The organism is Enterobacteriaceae bacterium ESL0689 (assembly GCA_029433525.1).
In the GTDB taxonomy this organism is placed as follows: domain Bacteria; phylum Pseudomonadota; class Gammaproteobacteria; order Enterobacterales; family Enterobacteriaceae; genus JAQTIF01.
Window position 1 is genome coordinate 746,254 of sequence record JAQTIF010000002.1, and the last position, 25,599, is coordinate 771,852.

At 48.0% G+C, this 25,599-nt stretch carries 35 protein-coding genes, 1 tRNA gene, 1 pseudogene and 1 riboswitch; of the genes and pseudogenes, 21 read left to right on the plus strand and 16 right to left on the minus strand.

What is annotated here, in order from left to right; genetic code table 11:
- Positions 1 to 1,161 carry a glutathionylspermidine synthase family protein gene (locus PT300_15300; GenBank protein MDF7681868.1) on the plus strand — a complete coding sequence of 387 codons (1,161 nt, stop codon included), beginning with the start codon at positions 1 to 3 and terminating at the stop codon, positions 1,159 to 1,161.
- A gap of 66 nt (positions 1,162 to 1,227) precedes the next feature.
- Here the strand turns inward: PT300_15300 and ribB are convergent, their stop codons facing one another.
- Positions 1,228 to 1,881, minus strand: a complete 654-nt coding sequence (gene ribB / locus PT300_15305) for a 3,4-dihydroxy-2-butanone-4-phosphate synthase (GenBank protein MDF7681869.1) — start codon at positions 1,879 to 1,881, stop codon at positions 1,228 to 1,230.
- A 104-nt stretch (positions 1,882 to 1,985) separates the two neighbouring features.
- A riboswitch (FMN riboswitch) is annotated at positions 1,986 to 2,166 on the minus strand.
- Between the two features lie 160 nt (positions 2,167 to 2,326).
- On the opposite strand from ribB, the gene PT300_15310 reads away from it, so the two are divergent.
- The 4 genes from PT300_15310 (at position 2,327) to PT300_15325 (ending at position 5,560) form a co-directional block, all read left to right on the plus strand.
- Positions 2,327 to 2,614, plus strand: a complete 288-nt coding sequence (locus PT300_15310) for an accessory factor UbiK family protein (GenBank protein MDF7681870.1) — start codon at positions 2,327 to 2,329, stop codon at positions 2,612 to 2,614.
- Between the two features lie 392 nt (positions 2,615 to 3,006).
- Positions 3,007 to 4,110, plus strand: coding sequence for a glutamate 5-kinase (gene proB, locus PT300_15315; GenBank protein ID MDF7681871.1), 1,104 nt, complete (start codon positions 3,007 to 3,009; stop codon positions 4,108 to 4,110).
- Between the two features lie 10 nt (positions 4,111 to 4,120).
- A complete protein-coding gene (proA, locus tag PT300_15320; protein MDF7681872.1) occupies positions 4,121 to 5,374 on the plus strand; it encodes a glutamate-5-semialdehyde dehydrogenase in 1,254 nt (417 codons plus the stop codon).
- Between the two features lie 110 nt (positions 5,375 to 5,484).
- Positions 5,485 to 5,560: transfer RNA gene (locus PT300_15325), tRNA-Thr, on the plus strand.
- Positions 5,561 to 5,574: 14 nt separating this feature from the next.
- Here PT300_15325 and PT300_15330 read toward each other — a convergent pair.
- From PT300_15330 to PT300_15375, 10 genes and pseudogenes are all read right to left on the minus strand, one after another.
- Positions 5,575 to 6,732: a site-specific integrase gene (locus PT300_15330; GenBank protein MDF7681873.1), complete on the minus strand. Its 1,158-nt coding sequence runs from the start codon at positions 6,730 to 6,732 to the stop codon at positions 5,575 to 5,577.
- On the minus strand, positions 6,615 to 6,962 hold the full coding sequence (locus PT300_15335; protein ID MDF7681874.1) for a helix-turn-helix domain-containing protein: 348 nt from the start codon (positions 6,960 to 6,962) through the stop codon (positions 6,615 to 6,617). The genes PT300_15330 and PT300_15335 overlap by 118 nt, the downstream gene beginning before the upstream one ends.
- Before the next feature lie 67 nt (positions 6,963 to 7,029).
- Positions 7,030 to 7,236 (minus strand): annotated as a pseudogene (locus PT300_15340) (hypothetical protein).
- Positions 7,237 to 7,287: 51 nt separating this feature from the next.
- Entirely contained in the window at positions 7,288 to 7,764 is a 477-nt protein-coding gene (locus PT300_15345; protein ID MDF7681875.1) for a class I SAM-dependent methyltransferase, read from the minus strand.
- Complete coding sequence (locus PT300_15350; GenBank protein ID MDF7681876.1) at positions 7,757 to 8,101, minus strand: hypothetical protein; 345 nt, start codon at positions 8,099 to 8,101, stop codon at positions 7,757 to 7,759. Before PT300_15350 ends, PT300_15345 begins: the two co-directional genes overlap by 8 nt.
- The gene (locus tag PT300_15355; GenBank protein ID MDF7681877.1) at positions 8,098 to 8,307 is read right to left on the minus strand and encodes a hypothetical protein; all 210 of its coding nucleotides are present in this window, start codon (positions 8,305 to 8,307) and stop codon (positions 8,098 to 8,100) included. Before PT300_15355 ends, PT300_15350 begins: the two co-directional genes overlap by 4 nt.
- Position 8,308: 1 nt before the next feature.
- Complete coding sequence (locus PT300_15360) at positions 8,309 to 8,938, minus strand: YqaJ viral recombinase family protein (protein MDF7681878.1); 630 nt, start codon at positions 8,936 to 8,938, stop codon at positions 8,309 to 8,311.
- Positions 8,938 to 9,684, minus strand: coding sequence for a recombinase RecT (locus PT300_15365; GenBank protein MDF7681879.1), 747 nt, complete (start codon positions 9,682 to 9,684; stop codon positions 8,938 to 8,940). Before PT300_15365 ends, PT300_15360 begins: the two co-directional genes overlap by 1 nt.
- A gap of 2 nt (positions 9,685 to 9,686) precedes the next feature.
- Positions 9,687 to 9,986: a host-nuclease inhibitor Gam family protein gene (locus PT300_15370; GenBank protein ID MDF7681880.1), complete on the minus strand. Its 300-nt coding sequence runs from the start codon at positions 9,984 to 9,986 to the stop codon at positions 9,687 to 9,689.
- Positions 9,987 to 10,265: 279 nt separating this feature from the next.
- A complete protein-coding gene (locus PT300_15375; protein ID MDF7681881.1) occupies positions 10,266 to 11,201 on the minus strand; it encodes a hypothetical protein in 936 nt (311 codons plus the stop codon).
- A gap of 493 nt (positions 11,202 to 11,694) precedes the next feature.
- Between PT300_15375 and PT300_15380 the strand changes: the two genes are divergently transcribed.
- The gene (locus PT300_15380; protein MDF7681882.1) at positions 11,695 to 11,931 is read left to right on the plus strand and encodes a hypothetical protein; all 237 of its coding nucleotides are present in this window, start codon (positions 11,695 to 11,697) and stop codon (positions 11,929 to 11,931) included.
- Between the two features lie 168 nt (positions 11,932 to 12,099).
- Here PT300_15380 and PT300_15385 read toward each other — a convergent pair whose 3' ends face one another.
- Positions 12,100 to 12,792, minus strand: coding sequence for a helix-turn-helix transcriptional regulator (locus PT300_15385; protein MDF7681883.1), 693 nt, complete (start codon positions 12,790 to 12,792; stop codon positions 12,100 to 12,102).
- Positions 12,793 to 12,897: 105 nt separating this feature from the next.
- On the opposite strand from PT300_15385, the gene PT300_15390 reads away from it, so the two are divergent.
- From PT300_15390 to PT300_15450, 13 genes are all read left to right on the plus strand, one after another.
- Positions 12,898 to 13,131, plus strand: coding sequence for a helix-turn-helix domain-containing protein (locus PT300_15390; protein ID MDF7681884.1), 234 nt, complete (start codon positions 12,898 to 12,900; stop codon positions 13,129 to 13,131).
- Positions 13,132 to 13,163: 32 nt separating this feature from the next.
- Entirely contained in the window at positions 13,164 to 13,463 is a 300-nt protein-coding gene (locus tag PT300_15395; protein MDF7681885.1) for a CII family transcriptional regulator, read from the plus strand.
- Between the two features lie 33 nt (positions 13,464 to 13,496).
- The gene (locus PT300_15400) at positions 13,497 to 14,369 is read left to right on the plus strand and encodes a replication protein (protein MDF7681886.1); all 873 of its coding nucleotides are present in this window, start codon (positions 13,497 to 13,499) and stop codon (positions 14,367 to 14,369) included.
- Positions 14,370 to 14,371: 2 nt separating this feature from the next.
- The gene (locus PT300_15405) at positions 14,372 to 15,226 is read left to right on the plus strand and encodes an ATP-binding protein (GenBank protein ID MDF7681887.1); all 855 of its coding nucleotides are present in this window, start codon (positions 14,372 to 14,374) and stop codon (positions 15,224 to 15,226) included.
- Positions 15,226 to 15,819, plus strand: a complete 594-nt coding sequence (locus tag PT300_15410) for a DUF1367 family protein (GenBank protein MDF7681888.1) — start codon at positions 15,226 to 15,228, stop codon at positions 15,817 to 15,819. The genes PT300_15405 and PT300_15410 overlap by 1 nt, the downstream gene beginning before the upstream one ends.
- A complete protein-coding gene (locus PT300_15415) occupies positions 15,816 to 16,268 on the plus strand; it encodes a hypothetical protein (protein MDF7681889.1) in 453 nt (150 codons plus the stop codon). Before PT300_15410 ends, PT300_15415 begins: the two co-directional genes overlap by 4 nt.
- On the plus strand, positions 16,265 to 18,349 hold the full coding sequence (locus PT300_15420) for a phage N-6-adenine-methyltransferase (protein ID MDF7681890.1): 2,085 nt from the start codon (positions 16,265 to 16,267) through the stop codon (positions 18,347 to 18,349). The genes PT300_15415 and PT300_15420 overlap by 4 nt, the downstream gene beginning before the upstream one ends.
- Positions 18,350 to 18,354: 5 nt before the next feature.
- Complete coding sequence (locus PT300_15425; protein MDF7681891.1) at positions 18,355 to 18,651, plus strand: DUF1364 domain-containing protein; 297 nt, start codon at positions 18,355 to 18,357, stop codon at positions 18,649 to 18,651.
- Positions 18,648 to 19,013 (plus strand): crossover junction endodeoxyribonuclease RusA, encoded by a 366-nt coding sequence (rusA, locus tag PT300_15430; protein ID MDF7681892.1) that lies wholly within the window; start codon positions 18,648 to 18,650, stop codon positions 19,011 to 19,013. The genes PT300_15425 and rusA overlap by 4 nt, the downstream gene beginning before the upstream one ends.
- A gap of 16 nt (positions 19,014 to 19,029) precedes the next feature.
- Entirely contained in the window at positions 19,030 to 19,641 is a 612-nt protein-coding gene (locus PT300_15435; protein ID MDF7681893.1) for a hypothetical protein, read from the plus strand.
- Between the two features lie 119 nt (positions 19,642 to 19,760).
- Positions 19,761 to 20,171 carry a T6SS effector amidase Tae4 family protein gene (locus tag PT300_15440; GenBank protein ID MDF7681894.1) on the plus strand — a complete coding sequence of 137 codons (411 nt, stop codon included), beginning with the start codon at positions 19,761 to 19,763 and terminating at the stop codon, positions 20,169 to 20,171.
- Positions 20,172 to 20,271: 100 nt separating this feature from the next.
- Positions 20,272 to 20,535 carry a hypothetical protein gene (locus PT300_15445; GenBank protein MDF7681895.1) on the plus strand — a complete coding sequence of 88 codons (264 nt, stop codon included), beginning with the start codon at positions 20,272 to 20,274 and terminating at the stop codon, positions 20,533 to 20,535.
- Positions 20,536 to 20,789: 254 nt separating this feature from the next.
- Positions 20,790 to 21,830 carry a site-specific DNA-methyltransferase gene (locus PT300_15450; protein MDF7681896.1) on the plus strand — a complete coding sequence of 347 codons (1,041 nt, stop codon included), beginning with the start codon at positions 20,790 to 20,792 and terminating at the stop codon, positions 21,828 to 21,830.
- 466 nt (positions 21,831 to 22,296) lie between these two features.
- Here PT300_15450 and PT300_15455 read toward each other — a convergent pair whose 3' ends face one another.
- From PT300_15455 to PT300_15470, 4 genes are all read right to left on the minus strand, one after another.
- Positions 22,297 to 22,557 (minus strand): hypothetical protein, encoded by a 261-nt coding sequence (locus PT300_15455; protein MDF7681897.1) that lies wholly within the window; start codon positions 22,555 to 22,557, stop codon positions 22,297 to 22,299.
- 165 nt (positions 22,558 to 22,722) lie between these two features.
- On the minus strand, positions 22,723 to 24,069 hold the full coding sequence (locus PT300_15460; GenBank protein MDF7681898.1) for a hypothetical protein: 1,347 nt from the start codon (positions 24,067 to 24,069) through the stop codon (positions 22,723 to 22,725).
- 15 nt (positions 24,070 to 24,084) lie between these two features.
- The gene (locus PT300_15465; protein ID MDF7681899.1) at positions 24,085 to 24,486 is read right to left on the minus strand and encodes a hypothetical protein; all 402 of its coding nucleotides are present in this window, start codon (positions 24,484 to 24,486) and stop codon (positions 24,085 to 24,087) included.
- 48 nt (positions 24,487 to 24,534) lie between these two features.
- Positions 24,535 to 24,726 (minus strand): hypothetical protein, encoded by a 192-nt coding sequence (locus PT300_15470; protein MDF7681900.1) that lies wholly within the window; start codon positions 24,724 to 24,726, stop codon positions 24,535 to 24,537.
- 217 nt (positions 24,727 to 24,943) lie between these two features.
- Here PT300_15470 and PT300_15475 point away from each other — a divergent pair, with 217 nt between their 5' ends.
- Positions 24,944 to 25,321 (plus strand): phage holin family protein, encoded by a 378-nt coding sequence (locus PT300_15475; GenBank protein ID MDF7681901.1) that lies wholly within the window; start codon positions 24,944 to 24,946, stop codon positions 25,319 to 25,321.
- Positions 25,318 to 25,599 carry a phage holin family protein gene (locus tag PT300_15480; protein MDF7681902.1) on the plus strand — a complete coding sequence of 94 codons (282 nt, stop codon included), beginning with the start codon at positions 25,318 to 25,320 and terminating at the stop codon, positions 25,597 to 25,599. Before PT300_15475 ends, PT300_15480 begins: the two co-directional genes overlap by 4 nt.

The following is a 25,599-nucleotide window of genomic DNA, read 5'->3' on the forward strand; positions in this document are numbered from 1 at the left end:
ATGGAAAGAATCACTATTGCCGAACGCCCGGACTGGCGCGAAAAGGCAACTGAATATGGCTTCAACTTTCATACTCTGTATGGCGAACCCTACTGGAGTGAAGAAGCCTATTATAAATTCACCCTGCCACAGGTTGAAAAGCTGGAGGAGGTCACGGCTGAACTTCACCAGATGTGCCTGCAGGTGGTGGAGAAAGTCGTTGCCAGCGATGCGCTGATGACCCGATTTTGTATTCCAGAGCATAGCTGGAATTTCGTCCGCCATGCCTGGCAAACCCGGCAACCGTCACTCTATTCGCGCCTTGATCTTGCCTGGGATGGGACAGGAGAGCCCAAACTACTGGAAAACAATGCGGATACGCCCACCTCGTTATACGAAGCGGCTTTCTTTCAGTGGATCTGGCTGGAAGATCAGCTCAATGCCGGTTTATTACCGCCAGGCAGCGATCAATTCAACAGCCTGCAGGAAAAATTAATTGACCGTTTTACGATATTACGCGAGCAGTTTGGTTTCCCGCAACTGCATGTCGCCTGTTGTCGTGACAGTGAAGAAGATCGCGGCACGGTTCAGTATCTCCAGGATTGCGCGGCAGAAGCCGGGATCAGCACAGATTTTCTCTATATAGACGATATCGGCCTGGGCGAGAAAGGTCAGTTTACCGATCTGCAGGATCAGGTGATCAGCAATCTGTTTAAGCTCTATCCGTGGGAATATATGCTACGCGATATATTTTCTACCAAACTGGACGATGCTGGTGTTCGCTGGCTGGAACCCGCCTGGAAGTGTATTCTTTCTAATAAGGCGCTGCTGCCCCTGCTCTGGGAAATGTTTCCTCATCATCCGAATCTGCTGCCGGCCTATTTTTATGATGATACCTCTCCTCATATGGATAAGTACGTTGTCAAGCCGCTTTTCTCCCGTGAAGGGGCGAATGTTTCGATCATCGAAAAAGGTCACGTTGTGGAAACGGTCGAAGGCCCCTATGGTGAAGAGGGCATGATCCGGCAGCAATTCCACCCGTTACCTCAGTTTGGTGATAGTTATACGCTAATCGGTAGCTGGCTGGTGGACGATCAACCGGCAGGTATTGGTATTCGTGAAGATCGGGCATTGATTACTCAGGATCTCTCGCGCTTCTATCCCCATATTTTTGTCGAATAACACCGATCCCGGTGATGGTTCACCTGTCACCGGGGACGGTTAATCATATGGGCGCATTGACGTTTATCAGCTGGCTTGCTGTTCATGCTGACGACGCCAGGCAATCAGATCAGCAATGGTTACCACCGGCATATTGTGCTGACGGGCAAATGCAACACATTGCGGTGCCCGCGCCATAGAGCCATCATCGTTCGTCAGCTCGCACAGTACCCCGGCTGGCTTCAGTCCCGCCAGTGTCATCAGATCGATAGTGGCTTCGGTATGCCCGCCACGCACCAGCACACCGCCCGGCTGCGCACGTAACGGGAAAACATGACCTGGGCGATTCAGATCGCTGGGTCTGGCGTCATCAGCAATCGCGGCACGTATTGTGGTCACCCGATCAGAGGCTGAAACACCCGTGGTGACACCCGCTGCAGCTTCTATAGTGACCGTAAATCCCGTGCCATATGCGCTGGTGTTATGCTCGACCATCATCGGCAGATCAAGCTGCTGACGACGCTGGTCGGTCAGGCACAAACACACAATGCCACTGCCGTGACGAATGGTCAGCGCCATCTGTTCGACGGTCATATTTTCGGCCGCAAAAACCATATCACCTTCATTTTCGCGGTTTTCATCATCAAGGACTATCACGCCACGCCCTTCGCGCAGCGCATCGCAGGCACGTTGTACACGTTCAAAAGCAGTACCGAATGTGGAAAAAAGCGACTGATTCATGGTAAAAAGCCTCAGTAAAATTATGGTTACCAGAATCAGGGCAGTCTTAGGAGTGCCGGTTAAGCGGCAGAAGTTAACGCGAGCGGATCAATACCCGGCTGAGCTGTTACTCTCTCCCATCCGGACTATTACCGTCGGCTCCGGGATCACACCGGATCTGCTGACCTTTTTGCTGGCGCAAAAAGCGCTTGCGGGCTTTCAACGCGATATCGGCAATATTATTGCCGATTGATATCTCATTGATTTACCGCCGGTGGGGAATTACACCCCGCCCTGAGAATAAACGTTGTCACTATAACGCGATTGCACAAACCCGGCAATGTCTCTTTCAGCGTGTATTTTATCTCTTCGTCACAGGATGAGAAAACGACAAACATTTCTGATTAAGGTATTATCATCGGTACTACACTTAACTGATCACTGTGCGCTGAAGTAAGAGGTAATGATGATTGACCCGAAAAAAATCGAGCAACTCGCCCGCCAGATCCATGAATCTATCCCAAAAAGTCTTCGTGATTTTGGTGAGGATATGGAGAAAAAGATCCGTCAGATACTTCAGAGCCAGTTAACCCGCCTGGATTTGGTCAGCCGTGAAGAGTTTGATGTGCAGACTGAAGTGTTGCTGCGCACCCGCGAAAAACTGGCTTTACTGGAACAGCGTATGAGTCAACTGGAAAATCGTCTCGCGATGACCGAGCCCACAGAAAAAGCAAACTCACCGGATACCCCGTAAAAATATTCTGCCAGCGACGGATTGACGAATAAGGTGGGTTTTATGTGCCTGCTTACCATAAGCTAAAAAAGCCGCCTGTTGGTCATTTATCCTCGATTTATCATCGATGTGTTTTCTGAGAATAACAGCTCTCCCGGTTTTCTGGCGTGGGTATAATCAGTCAGATTACGCCGTATTCGGCAATGATATACATTTGGCCGTGGTACTGTACGGCGGCAAAAATTTAACGATCAATAATCTCCAGCCGACAGGGCGCATGCGCCAGAAAAAGATATGCGGCATGAATGATAATAATTTATTCTCTGTTGCGAAAAATAACGCATTGGCAAGTGGGCTGAGTCCTGTTACAACGTTAATTTAATATTACTACTCTTATAAATGGCAAAAAAATTATGAATCATCACCAGACGCTGGTGGTAAAACTGGGGACCAGTGTTTTAACCGGCGGCACCCGCCGCCTGAATCGTGCCCGTATTGTCGAACTGGTGCGCCAGTGCGCGCAACTGCATAGCGCAGGTCATCGGATTGTCATTGTGACATCCGGCGCTATTGCTGCCGGGCGAGAGCATCTTGGCTATCCGGAACTACCAGCGACTATCGCCTCGAAACAACTGCTGGCCGCTGTCGGTCAGAGCCGTCTTATTCAGTTATGGGAACAGCTATTTTCCATTTATGGTATTCATATCGGTCAGATGTTGCTGACCCGGGCAGATATGGAAGATCGTGAACGCTTTCTCAACGCGCGTGATACCCTGCATGCGTTGCTGGATAACCATATTGTGCCTGTGATTAATGAAAATGATGCGGTGGCGACCAGTGAAATAAAAGTCGGCGATAATGACAACCTTTCAGCGCTGGCAGCCATCCTCGCCGATGCGGATAAACTGCTGTTGTTAACTGACCAGCCGGGGCTGTTTACTGCTGATCCCCGTTCCCATCCACAAGCCGAACTTATCCGGGATGTCTATAGCATTGATGATACCCTGCGCGCCATCGCCGGTGACAGCGTTTCCGGACTAGGCACAGGCGGGATGGGCACGAAATTACAGGCGGCGGATGTTGCTTGTCGGGCAGGGATCGACACGATTATTGCTGCCGGTAACCGTCCTGGCGTCATTACTGACGCCATCAACAATCTCGCGACGGGGACACATTTTCATCCCCAGCCATCACCGCTGGAAAACCGTAAACGCTGGATCTTTGGTGCGCCACCGGCCGGAGAAATTACGATTGATACCGGTGCCACACACGCCATTTTACAAAAAGGAAGCTCTCTGCTCCCGAAAGGCATCAAAACGGTCGTGGGTAACTTCTCACGCGGTGAAGTGATACGTATCCGTAGCCACGAAGGGCAGGATATTGCCCACGGCGTGAGTCGCTATAACAGTGATGCGCTGCGGATCATTGCCGGTAAACACTCACAACAAATTAATACGATTCTGGGCTATGAATATGGCCCGGTAGCGGTCCATCGCGATGATATGATTATTCGTTAAGGAAATGAAAATGCTGGAAAAAATGGGCATCGCGGCGAGAGAAGCTTCTTATCAACTCGCACAACTCTCCTGTCGCGAAAAAAATCGGGTTTTGGAAAAGATTGCCGATGGTCTCGTACAACAAAGTGAAGCTATTCTCCATGCCAATGTGGATGATGTCGCACAAGCTCGTGCTAATGGCTTAAATGCGGCGCTGATCGACCGACTGACCCTCACTCCGCAACGCCTGCACGCAATAGCCAGCGATGTCCGTCAGGTTTGTCATCTTGCTGACCCGGTCGGCCAGGTGATCGACGGTGGGCTGCTGGATAGCGGTCTGCGCATTGAGCGTCGCCGTGTCCCACTGGGCGTTGTCGGGGTGATTTATGAAGCCCGACCTAACGTCACCGTTGATGTTGCCTCGCTGTGCCTGAAAACCGGCAATGCCGCTATTTTACGTGGTGGCAAAGAGACCTCGCGCACCAATGCGGCCACCGTTAAGGTGATCCAGCAAGCATTGCAGGCGTGTGGTTTACCGGCCGCTGCCGTTCAGTCGATTGACAATCCCGATCGCGCCCTGGTCAGCGCGATGCTGAAGATGGATAAATATATTGATATGTTGATTCCGCGAGGTGGGGCCGGACTGCACAAGCTGTGCCGCGAGCAATCAACCATCCCGGTGATCACCGGTGGCATTGGCGTATGTCATATCTATATTGATGAATCCGCCGATATTGCCGCTGCGCTTAATATTATCGTCAACGCGAAAGTCCAGCGCCCCAGCGCCTGTAATGCCGTTGAGACGTTGCTGATACAGCAGAATATTGCCGCAGATTTCCTGCCAGCCCTAAGCCATAAAATGGCAGAACATGGGGTAACGTTACATGCTGACGCTATCGCTTTACCGCTGTTACAAACCGCAGCCGCCAGGGTCGAAGCGGTGAAAGCCGAACAGTATGATAATGAATATCTGTCGCTGGATCTGAACGTTAAAATTGTCGCCAGCCTTGATGAAGCTATCGCCCATATTCGCGCTCACGGCACTCAGCATTCCGATGCCATCCTGACGCGAACTTTGCGCCATGCTAACCGCTTTATCAATGAAGTGGACTCTTCTGCAGTGTATATTAACGCCTCAACACGTTTTACTGATGGTGGTCAGTTTGGCCTCGGGGCTGAAGTGGCTGTCAGCACCCAAAAGCTACACGCCCGGGGCCCAATGGGGCTGGAGGCATTAACCACCTATAAATGGATTGCGATCGGCGACGATACCATCCGCGATTAATATGCCGTGAGTGATGCAAAAGTAGCCGGTTGACGCATAAGGCCATTGACGCATCACCCACTTAGCTTTAACCTTTGCTCCGGTTCATCGCACAGGCAGAAACGCCCCAGGCCGATATAGCTCAGTTGGTAGAGCAGCGCATTCGTAATGCGAAGGTCGTAGGTTCGACTCCTATTATCGGCACCAGTCACCATGCGGGTTCACGCGATATTCACCAGTTCGACAAAATCGGCTTGTGCCATATTTGTGCCATTCCCCGCCAGGAATGAATCGATCTGTTTAGCGTGTTGTGTCAGGTGGTTTGGCGCTAAATGCGCGTAACGTTGTACCATTTCAATACTTTCCCAGCCGCCCATTTCCTGTAGCGCACTGAGTGGCACGCCGGACTGTACAAGCCAGCTTGCCCAGGTGTGTCTCAGGTCATGGAAGCGGAAATTTTCTATTCCTGCTCGTTTTAACGCAGCCCGCCACGCTGTGTTAGCGTCAGTCCGCATTTTGCGTACCGCCTTTGTTCTCGTTCCATCCGGGCGAACGGATGATTCAGTGTGAACAAAGACCCATTGATTGTGCTTTCCCAGTTGTCCGCGTAGTACACGGCAGGCTGAGTCATTCAGGGCGACCCCAATCGCCCGCCCTGCCTTTGCCTCCTCAGGGTGAATCCACGCGACTTTCCTTTGCATATCAATTTGTGACCACTCCAGATCGATAATATTCGACCGACGCAATCCTGTAGCCAGTGCAAAAATAACAACCGGCTTCATATGATCGGGGAGTTCCCTGATAAGATTCGCAGCTTCCTCTTTAGTTAGCCAGCGAATGCGTTTGTTTTTCGGTACCGGGCATTTGATGTTCGGCGCTTTGGCTATCCAACGCCATTCGTTGGCCGCACGTCGTAACAACGCCCGGATAAACGCAAGGTGTGTCGCCTTTGTTGCCATTGATGCAGGTTTGTCCTTAAATTCAGGGACAGATTTACCTCTTCGCAACAGGCTGTCTCTTTTCGCCTCCCAGTTCATTCTGTGCCTCCTGTTTACCATTGAACTCATCGCCGACAAAACCTTGTCTTCTGTGATTGATGATAAATCCACCCCCTTGAAATGCATCCTCCAGAATCCAATTCGACTTTTGTCATCATCCAGGCTTTTCTTGTGCTGTTTTTCGTTAAGCCAGCGGACACACGCCTCATCGAACGTTCGCGGCTTAAAGTCCCCCATTTTGTCAACCCGCCACGCCTCAGCTTTTAGCTGATCGTGGAGTTCCTGCGCCTGCCTTTTGTCCGTTGTCCCAAGAGACCGTCTAATTCTGTCTCCACCAGGCGTAACGAAGTCACAGTGCCACGTACCGGCACGTTGTTTGATTGACATGCTTTATCCTCCTGCACATCAACCGCATTCACGGGTTGATTGTTGATCGTGTTCTTTACTGCCGCAATACAATCTGTTTTGCAGATCAAGTATGGGCTCTTTTTCTTGTGTGGATTTACTCTGGTAGCTGCAAGGCGACCTGATTTTATCCACTGGGCAACCGTGCCCTTGTCAATCTTAAGGAAGTTTGCAGCTTCCTCTCTGGTTAATACTTCTTCTTCCATTAAATATCCTTACGCAATCTATTTAATGTGTTAGTGTTTTATTGTATTTATAATTGAACAAAGCCAATTATAGTTTTGCTGTATCTGTCGTTGATGCGTTATCGCTCTGGATTAATTTGTTTCCCGCGATTGCCTCTTTCCGCGCTTGTTTCCACACCTGCCAGCCTACCAGCATATCCCAGGCTAAATACTCGCCGTCGCCGTTTTTAGAGCGACATCTGTCTATCAGATTGCCGAAACGGTTTTTAATGAATTTTTCGTAAGCTTCTCTTTCTTTATTTTCATGCCACTGGTTATTTTTTCCCATAATATTCGTCTCAGCTTGTTAGTTTTTTACAAAAATAATCCAGTGCGTTTTGTCGTTTTTGCCTGTTCGTTGGGTGATAACAGGTTTCTCGTCAGTCAGCGCGAGAATCTGGCTCACAGGGATTTGCGTTTCGTTCCACTTAAAAATCAGCACACCCTGTGGACGCAGAACGCGAAACGCTTCTTTAAATCCAGCCCGTAAATCGTCGCGCCATGTATCTTTATTCAAGCGACCATATTTCTTCCCCATCCATGCGTTATCACCAACCCGTACAAGATGAGGCGGGTCAAATACGACAACCGGAAAACTGGCATTAGCAAACGGCAGCGATTTAAAATCTGCGATAATATCAGGGCTGATTACCAGTTTTCGCCCGTCGCAGAGAGTGTACTGCTCTGCTCGAATATCGCTGAATATTGCCCGCGAGTCGTTTTTATCATGCCAAAACATGCGGGAGCCACAGCATACGTCTAAAATTACAGGTGCATCAGTCATCCCATGTCTCCAGCTCATCATGTATTGCGGCATCTATTTCTTCGGTTGTTGCATTTTTATTGAGATATTCTCTTGCTTCTCTTAAATATATCTCTCTGTTTTTATCTAAATAATTACTAAATTCTGGAGACCATTTTAAAACAGAACCATAAAAATCAAGTTTTGCTTTATTTTCTGCTAAATCTTCAGTCATGATAGTTGCAGTCGTTAGTGCGTATTCTTTGATATATCCGCGCAAATCCCTTTTACACCAGTACGGATTTTTAGCGGAATCACACAGAGGCTTAAATTCAACCTGCCAGCGCCTGATACAGCGTGCGGTTAGTGACTTTCTCATTCCGCACCTCTCCTGTTAAGACATCCCTCTTCACGTTCTTTGATATAAGCAATACCTCTGCAAATAAAATAACAAACAAAACTACCCGCCGCTATTATCGCACTACCTACAATTAATATTGTGCTGCCCATAGTTATTGCGGATAATATAACAATAACTAAAATAACCGCTATTGCACTTACGATAAAATCACTGATGGTTTCCATTTTATTTCACCATGCGTTTATGTTGTTTGATTTCGTTAATTTCTTTTTCAAGTTCCATAAGAAATTTTGTTACTTCACTCTCAATTTCTTTCCCTAATTCATCATCGAAATAAATTTTCTTTTTGAAATAAGATAAATCAGGGGGGAGGCGATCATCATAACTGACAAAATCACACCATTTGCGCCCCGTACACATCATTTGTCCATGCATCTGCAATAAATACTGCCGTTTTGGCTCTTCTGTTTTCAGTGTTTGCAGGTGCGTCCAGGTGTTGGGGCACTTTATTTCAATCAGGCCGTCATCATTAACCAGCCCATCAGGGCTTGCACCGAATCCAGCTATAACAGGGTGGTCAATAAGGCCGACTTCAGTTATTACAGCGTCAAACTCATTGAGCGAATACAGTTCACGCGCTACAGGCTCTAATTCAGTGCCACGTTGCATTGCGGCATTTGAATAACTCTCCTCGCGTTTTCCTGTCAGTCGCTGGCAAATTAGTTCCGCCATATAATTCTGTCGACTGGCTGAATAACCAGATTTTGTTTTTGCCATAATATCGCCAAGACGGCTTGCGGTAACTTTGCCGCAGCGTGCGGCGAACCATTCAGGTGTTCTCTGGTGCTGTTCCATTATTCTTTCTCCTGATTTTGAGTATTAACCGGAGCGGCGTTATCAATCGCCAGACTTATTTCATACATTCTGCGCTTTTCAGCCATGCCAAGAATTTGCTTTTCTTCATTACTTAACGCGACCCAAAACTCCTGAAATTTTACGGCACCAAGTCTGGCGGCAGATTCGCCCTGTGCTATAAGTGCCGGGCGGCGTTCGTCTGATTCGTGCCCTGCATGAACTTCAGCAGTTGTCCCCTCAATAACCCGCTCCGCCTCGTCCTGGTCAAAAATACCCGCAAATCCAAACGCCAGGCGTGCGCACTGAATCAGTGTTTTGTGGCGCAACATCCGGGTCGGGTGTGATTGCCAGGGCTGGGTATTCCTTTTACACTCGCCCATATATTCAGTAACGATAGTCGGGTGTTTACGGTCTTTCCGGTAAATTTTGCAGGTGCACGCGCCCTCGTCTTTATCGTAGGCAAACTCCATTCCGTCAAATTGCGGGTGTTCGTTAATAATTCGTGCCCAGCCGTCCACGCCCACTACCGGAACAATCCCGCCTTTATCGGGGAACGCATATATTTCTTTAGTCCAGGGGTTTAGCCCGTACTGATTAGCAACAATTAATAGCGCTGTGAATTGTTCGTCTGTAACGTTGCCGCCTTTAAATGCTGTATTTTTTAATGTGTTCATTAAATCTGTCCCGGCATCCATGCCAAGACGTGTAGCCAGCTTACCCGCCATTGTTAAAAGTGCTGTGCTCATAATTATTTTCCTTCAATGTTAATATTCACATGCCGACGAGCAATTGCTTCACTCATATAAACGATAAATTCCGATAATTTTTCCTGAAAATCACAATCATCATTAAAAGATTCAGAAATGGCTTTTATATTCTCTAAGTGTGACTTGAGTTTTTCTTTTACCATAGATTCAAAATGACATGGCTTTAGTATGTTTTCTAATTCCTGTGCTAATTTTGATACTGAATCATCATAATCAATGCGCGAATAATATCTATCCCATGCGGCATCTTCTGCTCTGTCATAATTAATATATGAGTTCATATTAATTAAACCTTATTTTTAAGATGATAAATAACCTGCCTGTAATAGCATGAAAATTACAATGCAGATTTGAAAATCAGTTAATAACAGGTTCGCCGTGAGAATTAATGTAAACCTCTACAAAACAATCAGTAATTCGTTTTGTTTCTGTCAGGTTAAATAAATATAGTTTTCCGTTTTTATTTGCTGAAGCGCGATATGTTTTCCCGTCATGCGCTATTAACATTCCAGGCTTAACGCAGCTTCTGATAACTGTTTGTGTATTATGCGGCTGTGTCATTATTCAGCCTCCACAAAATTGCCGTTCTCGTCCAGACGATACCAGGTATCCGGTTTAATATCGTTTTCGCCTACCAGACTGGCACGAACGTGAATTAAATTTCCGTCGTTATCACGATAACAGAGGATAATAGCACTACCACAGGAAGCCCTGGCCTTGCCGTCAATGCCAAATGAGGCTGCTATTGACTGCGATCCGGTGACCTCTGCCGCTGACTGGTAGCCGGTATTAGTGGCTGCTGACCGGTTGCCGGTATTGGTGGCCGCTGACTGGTCACCGGTATTAGTGGCTGCTGACCGGTTGCCGGTATTAGTGGCCGCTGACTGGTAGCCGGTATTGGTGGCCGCTGACTGGTCACCGGTATTAGTGGCTGCTGACCGGTTGCCGGTATTGGTGGCCGCTGACTGGTCACCGGTATTAGTGGCTGCTGACCGGTTGCCGGTATTGGTGGCCGCTGACTGGTCACCGGTATTAGTGGCTGCTGACCGGTTGCCGGTATTAGTGGCCGCTGACTGGTAGCCGGTATTGGTGGCCGCTGACTGGTCACCGGTATTAGTGGCTGCTGACCGGTTGCCATTCATGATCTTTTGTTCACGGGATTTATCAATTTTATTCCAAATCCACTCAATCCCACGTTGAATAAATTCTGGTAGTGTTAATTCAGCAGTAATAGTAATACTGGCACTGGCTATTTTAGTGTCACCGCGATCTGATTCGCGATCAATATCGCCAGAATTTATTACCTCTGCGTAACGGCTAATTGCAGGAGGATAATAATTAAAAACATCAAACGGCGATTCGCATGAATGAAATCCGGAGTTGCAAACCTCAACATTTCCCTCATGGTGATATGTTTTGCCAATTTCAAACTGGAAATCTCTACAAGTCAGATCTTTATTAAAACCTTTGTAAGTGACAATATTTTCATGATCCATAATAATTGCCTTAGTTTAATAAATGAAAGATTTAAAAAGGGCGGCTATCCGGCAGAACATTATCATCTTCCTCCTGTATATTGGTTGAAGATCCGGTAGCCGCCAAACTCACCCTCTACACACAACGGAAGTTCGTCACCATCGCAGTAATATTCGTAGCCGCGTCGATTAAATAGAAAAATCAAAGCATCAATTGGAGTATTAGCGTAAGAGCAATCCATTTTCATCCCTCTATTTTGTTATGCACTAAACAGAACCTTGTTTTCATTTCCATCGACACCCCAGTCAACGGCATCGTTTATTGCTCGATTATCTGTTGTCATTACAGGTCTCCTGTTGTGCCGTGTTTCTCGCGATTCACCCGGTGTTTCATACGCTCGCCGGTAGCTACTTCGTGGGCTTTCCTTGCCTTATCGCGTTTTAATGCGTTGTTTGGATGAGCTTATTAAAAACCATAGTTGTTTTAATGTCAACAACAATAGTTGTTATTTAAGTGGGATTAGTTTTATTTGGTTGTTTTAAAACGGAATTTATTTTTGTTTTTGAGAGTGCTATGTTTGAAAAAATATCAAGAATGAGTCGCGTGCTGGATTTGGAAATGGTCAACATGATGGCTCATGTAACTGGGGGGCCTCATGATGGAATTGTCGCTAGCAGCGCAGCAAGCCATCATCGACACGTTGGAGTAATGCCACAAAGAAGCCGGGAACGTGATCGGGACGATGGTTAACAGAGATGTTGCGGATTGTGGGGATCTGCTATTTTTATTTCCTGCATCTAGATGCGTATAAAGTCTCTTGTCACAGACTTACTAAAACGTCTCATCAAGCCACTGAGAAGCCACCACTTTACCGACAATTAGACCTATTCAATGACATTTTCACATTCTCGGTCAGCGCTAAAGCTTGTTGTAAGCAATCGACTCATGAATTAGGGCTTTCCCCATGATATAGAGCTGGTCCTGGTTTTCTTCAGTAACATACCAGTCTTTGTATGCCGGGTTATCTGAAAGCACGGCTAACTGGAGCCCCTGCATTTGCAGACGCTTGACATGAAAGTGCTGCCCAAAGACAAATGCGTATACTCCGTCAACCTTGAAACTTCTCACTGATACATCAAAGAAGAGGCGATCACCAGACTGAATTGTTGGGCACATGCTGTCACCGTCTACAGTCATTACCTTCACATCGTGCTGAGAGCGATTACCGAAGAGGGAGCGCGCGTGCTCAGTTGTAAACTCAATAGCATGCAGAACTTCTACAAAATCAGAAATCATAAATGAGCCTGGTCCCGCACTAACAGCCAGGTCGAGAACATCGACACGGAATATGTCTGAAACTGCTTGAGCTGATAAAGCGAATTCTGGCTGCTTTCCCTCATTATGCATTTCTCCCTTTCCAGAGCTAAGCCAATCAGGCATAACTCTGAGCGCATTAGCTATTTCCACAAGCTTGGTGGTTTGGTTCGCCTTGCCTGTTTCAATTTTCTGAATAGCTGCCTGGCTAACTCCAATCATATCCCCGAGTGCCTTTTGTGTTAGGCCCCGCGTAGTGCGTGCTTCTTTGAGTCTTTCAGCGAGTGTCGTTTTCATAAGATCAAATGTACAACCGTGGTTTTAATTCAGCAAACGAAAATGGTTGTTGACTAAATACAACCATAGTTTTATTATCCATTCTTATTCACTACGGAGGTTGTTATGAACCTAACTATTAAAACCGCTATCACCATCGTCGGGTCTCAAAAAGCCCTTGGTGACGCATGCGCAGTGTCGCAGCAGGCGGTTTACAAGTGGCTACACAACAAAGCAAAGGTTTCTCCGGAGCATGTGAACTGCATCGTGAAAGCAACTGGTGGTGAAATTCAGGCTTATCAGATTCGCCCAGATTTACCGACGCTGTTCCCGTCACCGGACGACAGCAACGCCGCCTGACAGGCGTCCTAACACAAGAGGAAGTATCACAAATGGAAAACTCAATTAACCGCAACAAGATCAATGCCCGTCGTATTGAGTCATGGTTGCTCAACAGAATCGCCATGAAAGGTGGCAACAACGTAGCTAAAGAAATCGGCGTCGATAAAGCGCAGATAACCCGCTGGAAAGAAAACTGGTTACCGAAAATGGCAATGCTGTTGGCCGTTCTGGAATGGGGTGTCGTTGATGATGATATGGATAGGCTGGCAAGAGAGGTTGCTGCGGTGCTAACAAAGAAAAAATCCCCGGCTGCAACCGAGGATTCAGATCATGTCACCATGCAATTCTGAGACGAATAACTGGAACAATTCACAGGAATAATTATGACAAATACAGCAGAAATAATCAAATTTCCTGTGCCTGAAGCGGCACCTAAGGAGCCACGCGTGGCAGAGCTTGATGATGGCTATACACGCATCGCCAATGAGTTATACGAGGAGCTTATTGGCGCAAACCTGACTAAAAACCAGGCTAAGGTAGCTCATGCTGTTTGCCGAAAAACTTATGGGTTCAACAAAAAGGTTGATCGCATTTCAGATTCCCAGATTGCGCAGTTGACTAATTTGCCGCGCCAGAAGGTTAACGCGGCAAAAAATGAGTTACTGGCAATGAAAGTTCTCATCTCAGAGGGGGGATTAATCGGGCCAAACAAAAACCTGAATGAGTGGGATATTCCGGATACTAAAGCTGCGCCAAAGTGTCACCACAATAGTGACTGTCACCATAGTGGTGACACTGTCCCCACGGTAGTGACAAAAAGTGTCACCAAAACAGTGACAGGGCTGTCCCCACAGTGGGGACACACAAAAGACACTATTACAAAAGACAAGAAAGACAATATAAATAAACCCCCTATAGTCCCCCTTGTGAAAATTTCTGGCAAATCTGAAAAATCACAAAAACGAGCCACTCAGTTCCCTGAAAATTTCACGCCAACTGAAAACAACCAACGGCTGGCGAATGAGCTGTGTGTTGATCTGCAGGCCGAAATGGCTGCGTTTTCAGATTACCACCGTTCAAAGGGTTCAACGTACAAAGACTGGAACCTGGCACTGAATACCTGGTTACGCAATGCCGTTAAATTCGGACGCTGCTCGCATCCTGCACAGCCGCAATCTGTGGCGAAGTCACGATCTGAAAACTTTTCCGCGAAAGACTACGGCAAAACTGAAATTCCTGACTGGGCGAGAGACTAATCATGACACTTGATGAAAAAATCGCGCATTTAGAAAAACAAATTGAGGAACTTAGCAATCCTCCAGCATTGATTGAAAATACTGAAATTTCAATCAGTACAATGAACTGTGAAAAACATGGTGAATTCGAATGCCGAACCCGTGTTTACACTGGAAAGCTGTTCAAGATACCGAGCACAACGAGCAAATGCCCTGCCTGTCTGCGGGATGATCTTATAAATCTCCAGGCTGAAAAAATCCGTCTCGACGACGCAGCCAGGCAACGAAACATCGATCAACTGATGGAAACTCTGAATATTCCAGGAAGGTTTTTATTCTGCACCCTCAACAACTATCAACCAGTTAACAATGATGCCAAACGTGTTTTAAAGGTGTGTCAGGCATACGCAAATCGCTGGCCTGAGCGGTTACAGAAAGGAGGGGGATTGGTGATGTGCGGAAAGCCCGGAACGGGAAAAAATCATCTGGCCTTTGGTATCGCACGGGTCGCAATTACTGAACACCAAAGCCCAACAATATTCACCACTGCACTAAAGATTGCTCGTGAATACAAAGCAACATGGTCGAAAGGATCAACCCGTACTGAAGACGATGTGATCTGCTATTTCACAAAACCCGATCTTCTGATTATCGACGAAATAGGTGTTCAATTTGGAAGCGATGCTGAAAAGTTAATTCTGTTTGAAATTATTAATACTCGCTATGAGCAAATGAAACCCACGATCCTGATCAGCAATCAGACTAAAGAAGAGTTATCCGCGTTTATTGGTGAACGTATTATTGACCGCATGAACGAAGGGGGAGGTTGCACGTTGTCATTCACATGGGACTCGTACAGGTCTAAAGGGGTCGCATGATGGCACAGATTCAACTGATAAAACTCAATTCCACAACCCTGACCCCGGCAACGCCAGAGGCCAGCGAATTTTTGCAACGTATCAAAACAGGTGTGTGGCTCAACTGCGACGTCAGGCAGGCCAGAAACTACCTGTTCCACAAACGTTTTTTTGCACTCCTGAATCTCGGATTTGACTACTGGACACCAGCAGGCGGGACTGTCACGCAGGCTGAAAAACAGTATCTGACTGGTTATATCCGTTATTTAATCTCAATTGTCGGCAACGGCGAAACCCTGTACGAAACAGAGCGCGAATATACCCGCCGTGAGGCACAACACCGGGCTGACGGTCACGCTGTCGTTAAATCGTTTGAGGCGTTCCGCCGCTGGGCCACAATTGAGGCTGGTTTTTACACCGAATATATCCTGCCTGATAACACCCGCCGCCGTGAGGCAAATTCAATCAGTTTTGCCAGTCTGGACGAAACAGGATTTCGTGAGGTTTACAAATCTGTTTTTAACGTCCTGTGGAACACAATTCTGCGCCGCAAATTTCCGTCACAGCAGGAAGCTGAAAACGTGGCAATGCAATTACTGGAGCTGGCCGCATGAGGAATATTAAATCTGAACTCGTTGAATTTATCAGGAAAAATCCTGGTGCAAAGAGAAGTGAAATTTTTAGTGAGTTTAAAAAGCTGTCGTTTTCAGAGGTGGACAGCGCGATTTATCAGCTCGAAAAACACGGGGAGATTATCTGTATCAACACCGGGAGATACATCTATTTCGTCGCAGGCGAGGGTGCTCTTGAGCGGTATTTGCTGGGGAAAAATACCAGTGATCTACTGGATCTGGAAACGACAGCAATTGAGCTGCGGGAAAAACACCTGTATCGCCGTGCTGCTACGGTCTGGCAGCAACTGTGTGATTCAATAACCGCGACTGAAGATATGCGTGATTGCTATGTATTTCTGAAAAACCTCTGTATCGGCTACGCCAGAAAACCGGGGAATTCTGTAGAGGATTTTAATCTGGCCGGTCGTTATTGCGGAGGTGATCTGTGAGATACGGTTCTGTGTGTAGTGGGATTGAGGCGGCGTCCGTTGCGTGGGAATCGCTGGGCTGGGAACCCGCCTGGTTTGCTGAAACTGAGCCGTTTCCGTCCGCGGTACTGGCTCACCACTGGCCGCACGTCGCCAACCTGGGGGATATGACGAAAGTCGCCGCCCTGATTGCAGATAATCAAATCGAAGCCCCTGGTGTGCTGGTGGGGGGCACTCCCTGCCAGGCGTTCAGTATTGCCGGATTACGCAACGGACTAGCCGACAGCCGTGGCCAGTTAACTCTCTCCTACGTGGAATTAGCCAATGAAATTGATAAAAAACGCCGCGAACGCGGGGAACCAGAATCAGTTATCGTCTGGGAAAACGTCCCCGGCGTCCTCAACAGCAGAGATAACGCGTTCGGCTGTTTCCTGGCGGGACTGGCCGGAGAGCGCGACGAACTGCAGCCACCAGGGGGCAGGTGGACAAACGCGGGTTGTGTGTCTGGCCCCCAACGAGATATTGCCTGGAGAGTTCTCGACGCTGAATTTTTCGGAGTGGCCCAACGACGCCGCCGTGTGTTTGTTATCGCAAGTGCTCGAACAGACCTCAATCCCGCCAAAATACTATTTGAGTGCGACGGCGTGCGCCGGGATACTCCGCCGAGCCGCGAAACGCAAACGGAAACTACCGGCACTACTGGAAAACGCGCTAATAGCGGTAGCCACTGGGGCAATCCAGCCGCCCCACACCCAACCCTGAATCAGTCGAATAACACTGGTGGAATTGGTCTGAGTAATCAGGAAATTTTCTCTCAGCGTGGTTCCGGGCTGGTTTCGGATACCTATTCTGATATTGCCAGAACGTTACTGGCGAAATCTAACGACAGTGTGGCTGAGGATTTAGACACCTACGTTCTGGCCTACGGCGGGGGCAATACGAGCGGAAGTATTGACGTGGCAACTGCGTGTACAGCCCACGGTGTGAGGCTGGATTTTGACACAGAAACGTTTGCTGTACACGGAACGCAAGACCCCGACACCAGCCGCGAACTGGCGCACACGCTGGGGAGGAATTACGGGCAGGAAAACGCCTGTATTTCGTTCAGCTATAAAGACGATGGAGGTGACGCAATAGAAAATCTCTCGCCTACGATTCGTGCGGGCAATCACAACACCAGCCACGCAAATAGCGGGCAGCCACCAGCAATAGCGTTGGCTGGAAATACTATCGGACGATCCCCCTGTAACGGCGGCAACGGAACCGGATATAACCAGGAAATCTGTTATACCCTCACAAAAACCGATATTCACGGCGTTGTTGCTAACGCGCGGGTTCGCCGCCTGACCCCCGTTGAGTGTGAGCGGTTGCAGGGATTCCCGGATAACCACACACAGATCCCCTGGAGAGGTCAAGATGCGGTTGATTGTCCGGATGGGCCGCGTTACAAAGCGATCGGCAATAGTATGGCTGTGCCGGTCATGCGCTGGCTCGGCCAGCGCATTGCCGCTGTACTACCAGTAAACAGCACAGCAGAAGCTATTCAGGCTCGCCCCTGTTTTGGTGGCAGCAATACCCCGACACCACTGCGCAATCTCTGGCAAACTCCACTGGAGATATTCGCTGCGCTGAACGCTGAATTTATATTCCAGTTAGACGCTGCCGCCGCTGTTGATAACGCACTGTGCCACAAATTTATTACCGCAGAACAAAACACACTGATCACACCGTGGAGCGATTATCTGGAAACAGGTTACGTCTGGCTGAATCCACCCTACAGCAATATCGCCCCGTTTATACGCAAAGCGGCAGAGGAAAATAAAAATCACCAAATCGGCACCGTCGCGCTGTTGCCTGCTGATACCTCGGTTGGCTGGTTCAGGGAGGCTATTCAGACGGCCAGTGAGGTGCGGTTTATTACAGGTGGACGACTGTCATTTATTAACCCGGAAACCGGTAAACCAGTAAACGGTAACAATAAAGGTTCGCTGCTGGTGATCTGGCACCCGTACCCGCGCACGCACTGCCGGTTTACAACTGTGGAACGTGACGAACTGATGAATTTTGGGGCAAAAATTTTATCCGGGAGTGTGGCTGTATGAGTCGAGTGATCAACCTCAGGAACGCAGCGCGTGGCCGCGAATGTACCGTTCGTATTCCGGGTACGTGCAATCACAATCCTGAAACCAGTGTATTAGCCCACTATCGACTGGCGGGCACCTGTGGTATCGCCTGTAAACCCGACGATTTACAGGCCGCTATTGCGTGTAGTGCGTGCCACGACCTGATAGACGACAGAACGAAATCCACTGAATACACCCGCGAGGAACTGAGACTGTTTCATGCTGAGGGTGTATTGAGAACACAGGAAATCTGGCGCAGAGAGGGGTTAATAAAATCATGAGCGAATATCGGGTTACCCTGCCGTGGCCACCGAGCAACAACCGCTATTACCGGCACAACCGGGGGCGTACTCACGTCAGCACAGAGGGGCAGAATTACCGAAACCGGGTATCTGAAATAATCAGACTCGCCCGGCTGGATATCGGGATAGCGTCGCCGGTGAAAATAAAAATCGAGTGTTACGTTCCTGATCGCCGTCGCCGTGACCTGGACAATCTGCAAAAAGCGGCGTTTGACGCACTGACTAAAGCTGGTTTCTGGCTGGACGATTCTCAGGTTGTTGATTACAGAGTTAAAAAAATGCCCGTTGTCAAAAACGGGCGGTTAGATTTGACGGTTACCGAGCTGGGCGTTCTGGCGTAAATCAGAGGATATAAAAATGACACCACGGCAACGACGTGCACGCCAGGCAGGGCTGGAACAGGCGGCAGCGGCTCCACGCAAACGCTGGCTGGGAAAATTTAAACCGATCACCGCCGTGCAGAGTGCCTGGGTAAAATCGTTACTCAATATCTGGGGTGAGTGTTACGGAGGGGAATCGTCAGAGGAGCGGGCGCTTGTTTACCGGGGGTTCTGGGGTTGTATTCAGGATTCTGAGTGGTCAGACGACGAGGCCAGGCGAATCACGGAGACAATCAAAAAACTCCACAAAATCGGTTACAGAGGGGCAGAATTACTGACTGTGGCAAACGGGATATTGTGGCCGCAAAAAATTGTTTCCGATTCACTGGCAAAACAGACCCGGCATGACGACGCTGATTTTGTCGAACGGTGCATCCTGTCAGCACTGGATAAAAACGATCCTGTTTATCTGGTAGGAATTGATTTTTACGGTCGCCGTAAACGTGTCAGTGAGATCGCCCGTTTTTTACAGGGAATAGCTCCGTGGCTGACGAGGAAACAGGCGGAGGATCGCGTCAGATGGTGTATCAGCCACTTTAACTGTGCTGTTTTTCTGGAGATGAAGGCGGCTATGAAGCCTGTAATATAGCCGTTTTTTATATGTGATTTTTGGGTTATACAATTTTGTTATTAGCGGATGCCGTTAGTTGATCTCCTGAATAATTAGGGTTATTAAAGCAGCTCCAATATGGAATTTGGGGGATTGTTATGGCACTCAATTTTGCTGCTCTCTGGGATGCATATCCTGGGCTGTTTGATGATGGAAATCCGTGCAGACTAAAAGACGGACGAGCAAGTTTCGAAAATCAGTGCGCTATCAGACTGGGTACGGCACTGGCAAAGTGTGGTTATGACGTAACGAAATTGCAGGCGCAATTTTGCTGGCACCATCCGAAAAGTGCCGGGCATATACTCAGGGCGGAAGAACTGGTCAATGCGCTGAAACGTCAGCCCTTACCTGGTATCTTCCCGGCAGTAAAAGTTTCAGTTGAAAATTTTGATAGAGTATTACGGGGCACTACAGGAATTATTTTTTTAAAGACTACTGGCAGCGTAATAATGAGTCGTTTACCAACCGCTCTGGTGATCACATTGATCTGTGGAATGGGACACGTCTAACAACGTACATAAGTTATTTCCGTGTCCAGTTTGGTTTGCACTGGATTGGTGGATATAGTGATTTTTTCGATTCTAAAGAAGTTTGGTTCTGGAGAATAATATGACAGTCATTAAACTGATCTTCTCTGCCTTTCTTGGTATCGTATGTTTTCTGGCCCCCTGGTTTGCTATCTATCCCTCCTTCTGTCATTTTTTTGTTGGTCCCATTATGGGCGAAGATCAGATGATGAAAAATTTTGGAATCATGCTTTTTGGGACCCCGCTGATAGCTATAGCTGGTGGGGTTATTGGCTGGCGCACGGGCAGGAAACTGTTAAAAAAGCGGAATGAAAAAAAATTAAATGAAATGCTTGAAAACGAGTAAAAAAAGTTGATAATGCTGATATGCTCTGCAGAGTTGTGTAAGCAACGATAAGAAGCAAACTGAAACCCAAAACCAAAGGCCCCGTTTATCGGGGCTTTTGCGTTTCTGTATATTAGTTGTGGAATGGGCGGCTGGTCGGGTGTTAGCGCACCCAGCCAGCCATCTGCTCATGCTACGGATCACAAGCAAACCAGGGCCCACCGCTATAGCACTACAGCATCAGTGAGCCTATCAAAAAATGGCGTTGTGATCTAATGAAAACTACTGTTAATTTAAACAGTATAAAGCTGGTCAATTCTGACTCACTCAGTTTTATCAAAACCCTCCCCGATAACCACATTGATCTGATAGTTACCGATCCACCGTATTACCGTGTTAAATCCTGTAACTGGGACAATCAGTGGGATAGTGAGACGGAATATCTGGCGTGGCTTGACAAATTTCTTGCTGAGTTCTGGCGGGTGCTGAAACCCTCCGGCAGTCTCTATCTGTTCTGTGGTCACAGATTATCAGCCGATATTGAACTGCGGGTGCGCCAGCGGTTTAGTGTGCTGAATCACATTATCTGGGCGAAACCGTCAGGAAGGTGGAATGGTTCTAATAAAGAGAGCCTGCGTGCGTATTTCCCCGCCACTGAGCGCGTGATTTTCGCGGAGCACTACACAGGGCCATTCAGACCCAAAAACGACAGCTACGCTGTAAAATGTGCGGAGCTGAAACAAACTGTATTCGCCCCGCTAATTGATTATTTCCGATCTGCCAGAGAATCGCTGGGAATTACAGCAAAGCAGATCAATGAGGCGACAGGAACGCAAATGGCAAATCACTGGTTCGGTAGCAGTCAGTGGCAGTTGCCAGGCGAAACGCAGTATCTGAAACTACAAAAACTGTTTGAGCGTGTTGCAGCAGAAAAACACCAGGCGGGAATACTGGGCACGCCACACAGTGATCTATCCAGGGAATACGATACGTTGAACAAAAATTATCGTGAACTCTGTGCGAAATTTGAAACCCTGCGGCGTCCATTTTCTGTTTCTGTGAACGTTCCCTACACAGACGTCTGGACACACAAGCCGGTTCAGTTTTATCCGGGCAAACACCCCTGTGAGAAACCGGCTGAAATGCTGACGCAGATAATCAGTGCCAGCAGCAGGCCGGGGGATTTAGTGGCTGATTTTTTCATGGGTTCAGGTTCAACGCTCAAGGCGGCACTGGCACTGGGTCGTCGGGGTATTGGTGTTGAACTGGAACGAGAGAGATTTGAGCAGACAGTAGCGGAGATTCGGGAAAACTAGCGGCGTATCCCCGCCGAAGCGGGGAACAATCTGGAACAACTAAAAAAGATTAGTTGCATTCGGTTCAACCCCGCTGACGCGGGGAACAACTAAAAAATTAGCTGCATCCGGTTCAACCCCACTGACGTGGGGAACAAAAATCTCACTGAAAAGGTCAGTGTTGATCGGTTCATCCCTGCTAACGCAGGGAATGCCAGAAACATATCTCCATGATGGTTGTAAATCAATAAGTTTTTTTCAGATTCAGCGCCATAACGTGTGATATGTGATCGCTATCTAAAATTCAGTTCTGCGTTTATCCCGGCAGGGGAATATTCCGACGCGGGCTGTACAGAATATGATTGACAACAATAAAATCTTTGTTGATCCACTCAGTCACCTGCTGACGTCTCACTCCTGCGGCTCTGGCAAAGGCGGACTGTGATCCGCCGTAATTTATATTAATGTATTCACTCAGGGGCATGAATTATTCCGCTACTTCCAGAGATTCGGCTTCCTGTTTTGTGCATGCTACACCGTCGATATACTCCCAGGTGATATACAGACCGCCTTCTGAATCAACCAGGTCAATCAGTGCCTGAGTTGCCGGGTGAATATCAAGACCAGCAATATTTCCTAAAGTCCATTCTTTAGCGTCTTCGATTGCTTCATTTTTAGTTTTACCAGTACCAGAAATGGCATAACCTTCCTGTACAACAACAAAACCTGCTGATTTAATTTTGCTCATTTTTATGTCCTTTTATCGGTTGGTGTGTTTTGTTTCAATGAAGATATAATAAGGCTATCAGATATAAATGTAAAGTGTTTTTGGGTACAAATATAATAAAACTTGATATAAATCATATTTTACGCAATAAATGATGTAACCTGCCCTTTCAGGCAGGTTTTTACATTATTTCTGTGTGGCTGTTTTTTTGGGGCTGCCCCGCTTTTTAGCTTTTTTTTCAGGGATCGCCTTTTTGTAAGTTTCCTTACAGACGTCACGGTAAAACTGCGTTGTTGCCTCGTCGAGCCCTGTCGGCGGCGTTCCGGTTAACTCTCGGTAAATTTCCCGCCACCGGATACCCGCGTTGTGCAGGTTGCCAAAATATTTCCGGGTCAGTGCGTAATTGCGCTGCGTTTTTATTGGCGCGTCACCAAAGACTGACGGCATGGCCAGCACGTTATCAAGCGCTTCTGTACCCGCCTCGCCTTCTGGCGACATTCCGCGTTCCAGAATCGAGCTGGATAAAGTGCCGATTTCGTTCGCCGCTTTTTCGTAATCGCCGCCGTTAAAACTCCTGCCCCCGTGTATAGCTGCGTACAGTTTCTGGACAACATCATGAAAAACCCGGACGTTACCTGTCCACTGCCAGCGGGGAGGTATATGGAATGAGAACAGACTCAGGTTAAATAGTTTACCCTGTGGGTTATCCAGCCCTAAGAAACGCACTCTGTCACCCTCTACAGCGTTACGCGCGATAACCTGCGGCGGGGTGGAGTATTCTGCGTCAGCGATATTTGCTATTGCGTAAAACTCCGTTTTCCAGCCCGGAAACGACGCCTGATTCCCGCTGCGCTCTGTGCTGGCGTGCGGGTTATTCATGTAATCCTGTTTAACTGGCCTGACGTGGATTTCTGAATAGCAGTTATCCGTTTTACCGCAAATCTGACACTGACAGGATTTTCCTGAGTGAACCGGTTTCAGGTAAACGAGAGGAAAATAACAGGTCAGGGTTTCCAGGGGAGAGGAAAAATAACAGGCCAGGGTTTCCGGTGTTGTGGGTAACTGATTGCGGGTAATCAGTTCGCCGACAGTTTCAGCGTCAACGATATACAGATTTCTGTTTGAGGCACGACCCGGACTGTAACCGCGCCCTCCAGCCCCGACCAGCTGAGTGTACGCCCAGGCGACAGCCGGGTAGCAGCACGGACAGACGGCAGCAGGCAAACGATCGCGTTTCAGGAAAAAATCACCGTTGCGTTTGATGGTTTTATGTCCTGGACTGTTAATAAATATTTTAGCTATCGGGTGTCGGTCATTGTCGCTAACGGCCTTATCCGTGTTGAGATATTCCGTCTCTCCGTCCGGGTGGTTCCCCAGTGCGATCAACAGCATCAGGGTGGCAAAATTGATTTCGGCGTGCAGATAGTCAATCGCGTTAACCGGCAGATTTCTGGCCTCTGCCAGAGTAACGTGACGGCTGTTATAGTTCCTGTCGCGGATTAAGATCCACGGATCGCGTTTTAAATCCAGCATAAATCACTCCTGTGTTTATTGCTGTTTATCAGCATTGGCCCATTTTCTGGCGATTTCTTCAAAATCGGATATCCAGTTTTCGTCAGAAACCGCGTTCCTGATTTCGTCAATCGCTGCCTGTTTACTCTGCCAGTCAGGGAAATTATACCGGTCAGTAATTTCGGTTATTTTTTCAGTCGTCATTTCGTTACGGGTGATCCTGTCACTGTTAACCAGGTCAGCCGCCGCCTGAATTTTTTCTGTTTCGTCCCGTAGCGCATATAACAGGCGGGACGAAATACGAGCCGGGACAGTTTTCCCCGATACGTAATTACGGATTGTACGGTAAGAGATCCCCAGCGCACGGGCTGCTGGTGACTGCCAGTTTTTTCCGTAGAGTAATTCACCGACTGCAATCAGTTTTTCTGTGTTGTTCACGGTGATGATTCCTGTGGTTAAAAGCCCCACCGGAGTGGGGCATATTTTTTAGTAATTCTGGAAACAGGTTTCTGTGAAACGTTCGCTTTCTTCGTCAACCTGGATGTCTGAAGCGTATTCAACGTCGTATCCAGCCGCAATAGCCTGTTCTTTAACGTAATCGAAGAATTTTTTAGCTTCGTTAGCGTCCATATCGAAACGGGCTTCTGGATCGTAGGTGTTGATAGTGATTGTAGTCATTTTGTAGTCCTCTTGTTTGGTTATTTGTCTGTGTAGTGCTCTTGTCTTGCTGTGAAATAACTATACCAAACAGGGGGAACGCTTTGCAAGCATTTTTTCATAAAAAATATGAAAAACAGTTTAATTGATGTTCGTTTTTGCCGGTGTCGATTCAGTTCGTTAACCGGTTCGCAGATTTATCAGCCTGAGAGATTTTATCAATAACCAGGAGGTTATAGTGTCCGATCCTGTATCCGGTACTACGTTAGCCGGAGGTGCGCTCACGGGTGCCAGTCTGTACGGGCTGCTGACCGGCACCGATTACGGTGTGGTTTTTGGCGCGTTTGCGGGTGCGGTGTTCTATATCGCGTCAGCCGCAGATCTGAGTGCCGTTCGTCGTGTGGCCTATTTTGTCGTGTCGTTTATTGCCGGTGTGCTGTGTGCCGGGTTGCTGGGGTCAAAACTGGCGACCTGGACGGGCTACAGCGATAAACCACTGGATGCGCTCGCAGCGGTGATTATTGCTGCGCTGGCGGTAAAAATCCTGGCGTTTGTTAACAGTCAGGATATCAGCTCACTGGTGGCGCTGATTACGCGCCGGGGAGGAAACAGGTGATTACTGACGTGACCGCAACAATTAACTCGCTGCTCTGCACGGGTGTAATTATCACGCTGCTGTTTTACCGGCGTAGTGAAACCAGCCGTCACCGCCTGTGGATCTCCCGGCTGGCGGGCACAATACTGGTGGCCTACGGTAGTGTTCCGCTGGCCTATCTGTGTGGAATTTATCCACAATCCTCGTGGCCGATTGTCCTGGCCAATCTGTTAGTTTTGATTTCGCTGCTGTCTGTACGCGGTAACGTGGCGCGGCTGGTGGATCTGCTGAGGCAATAA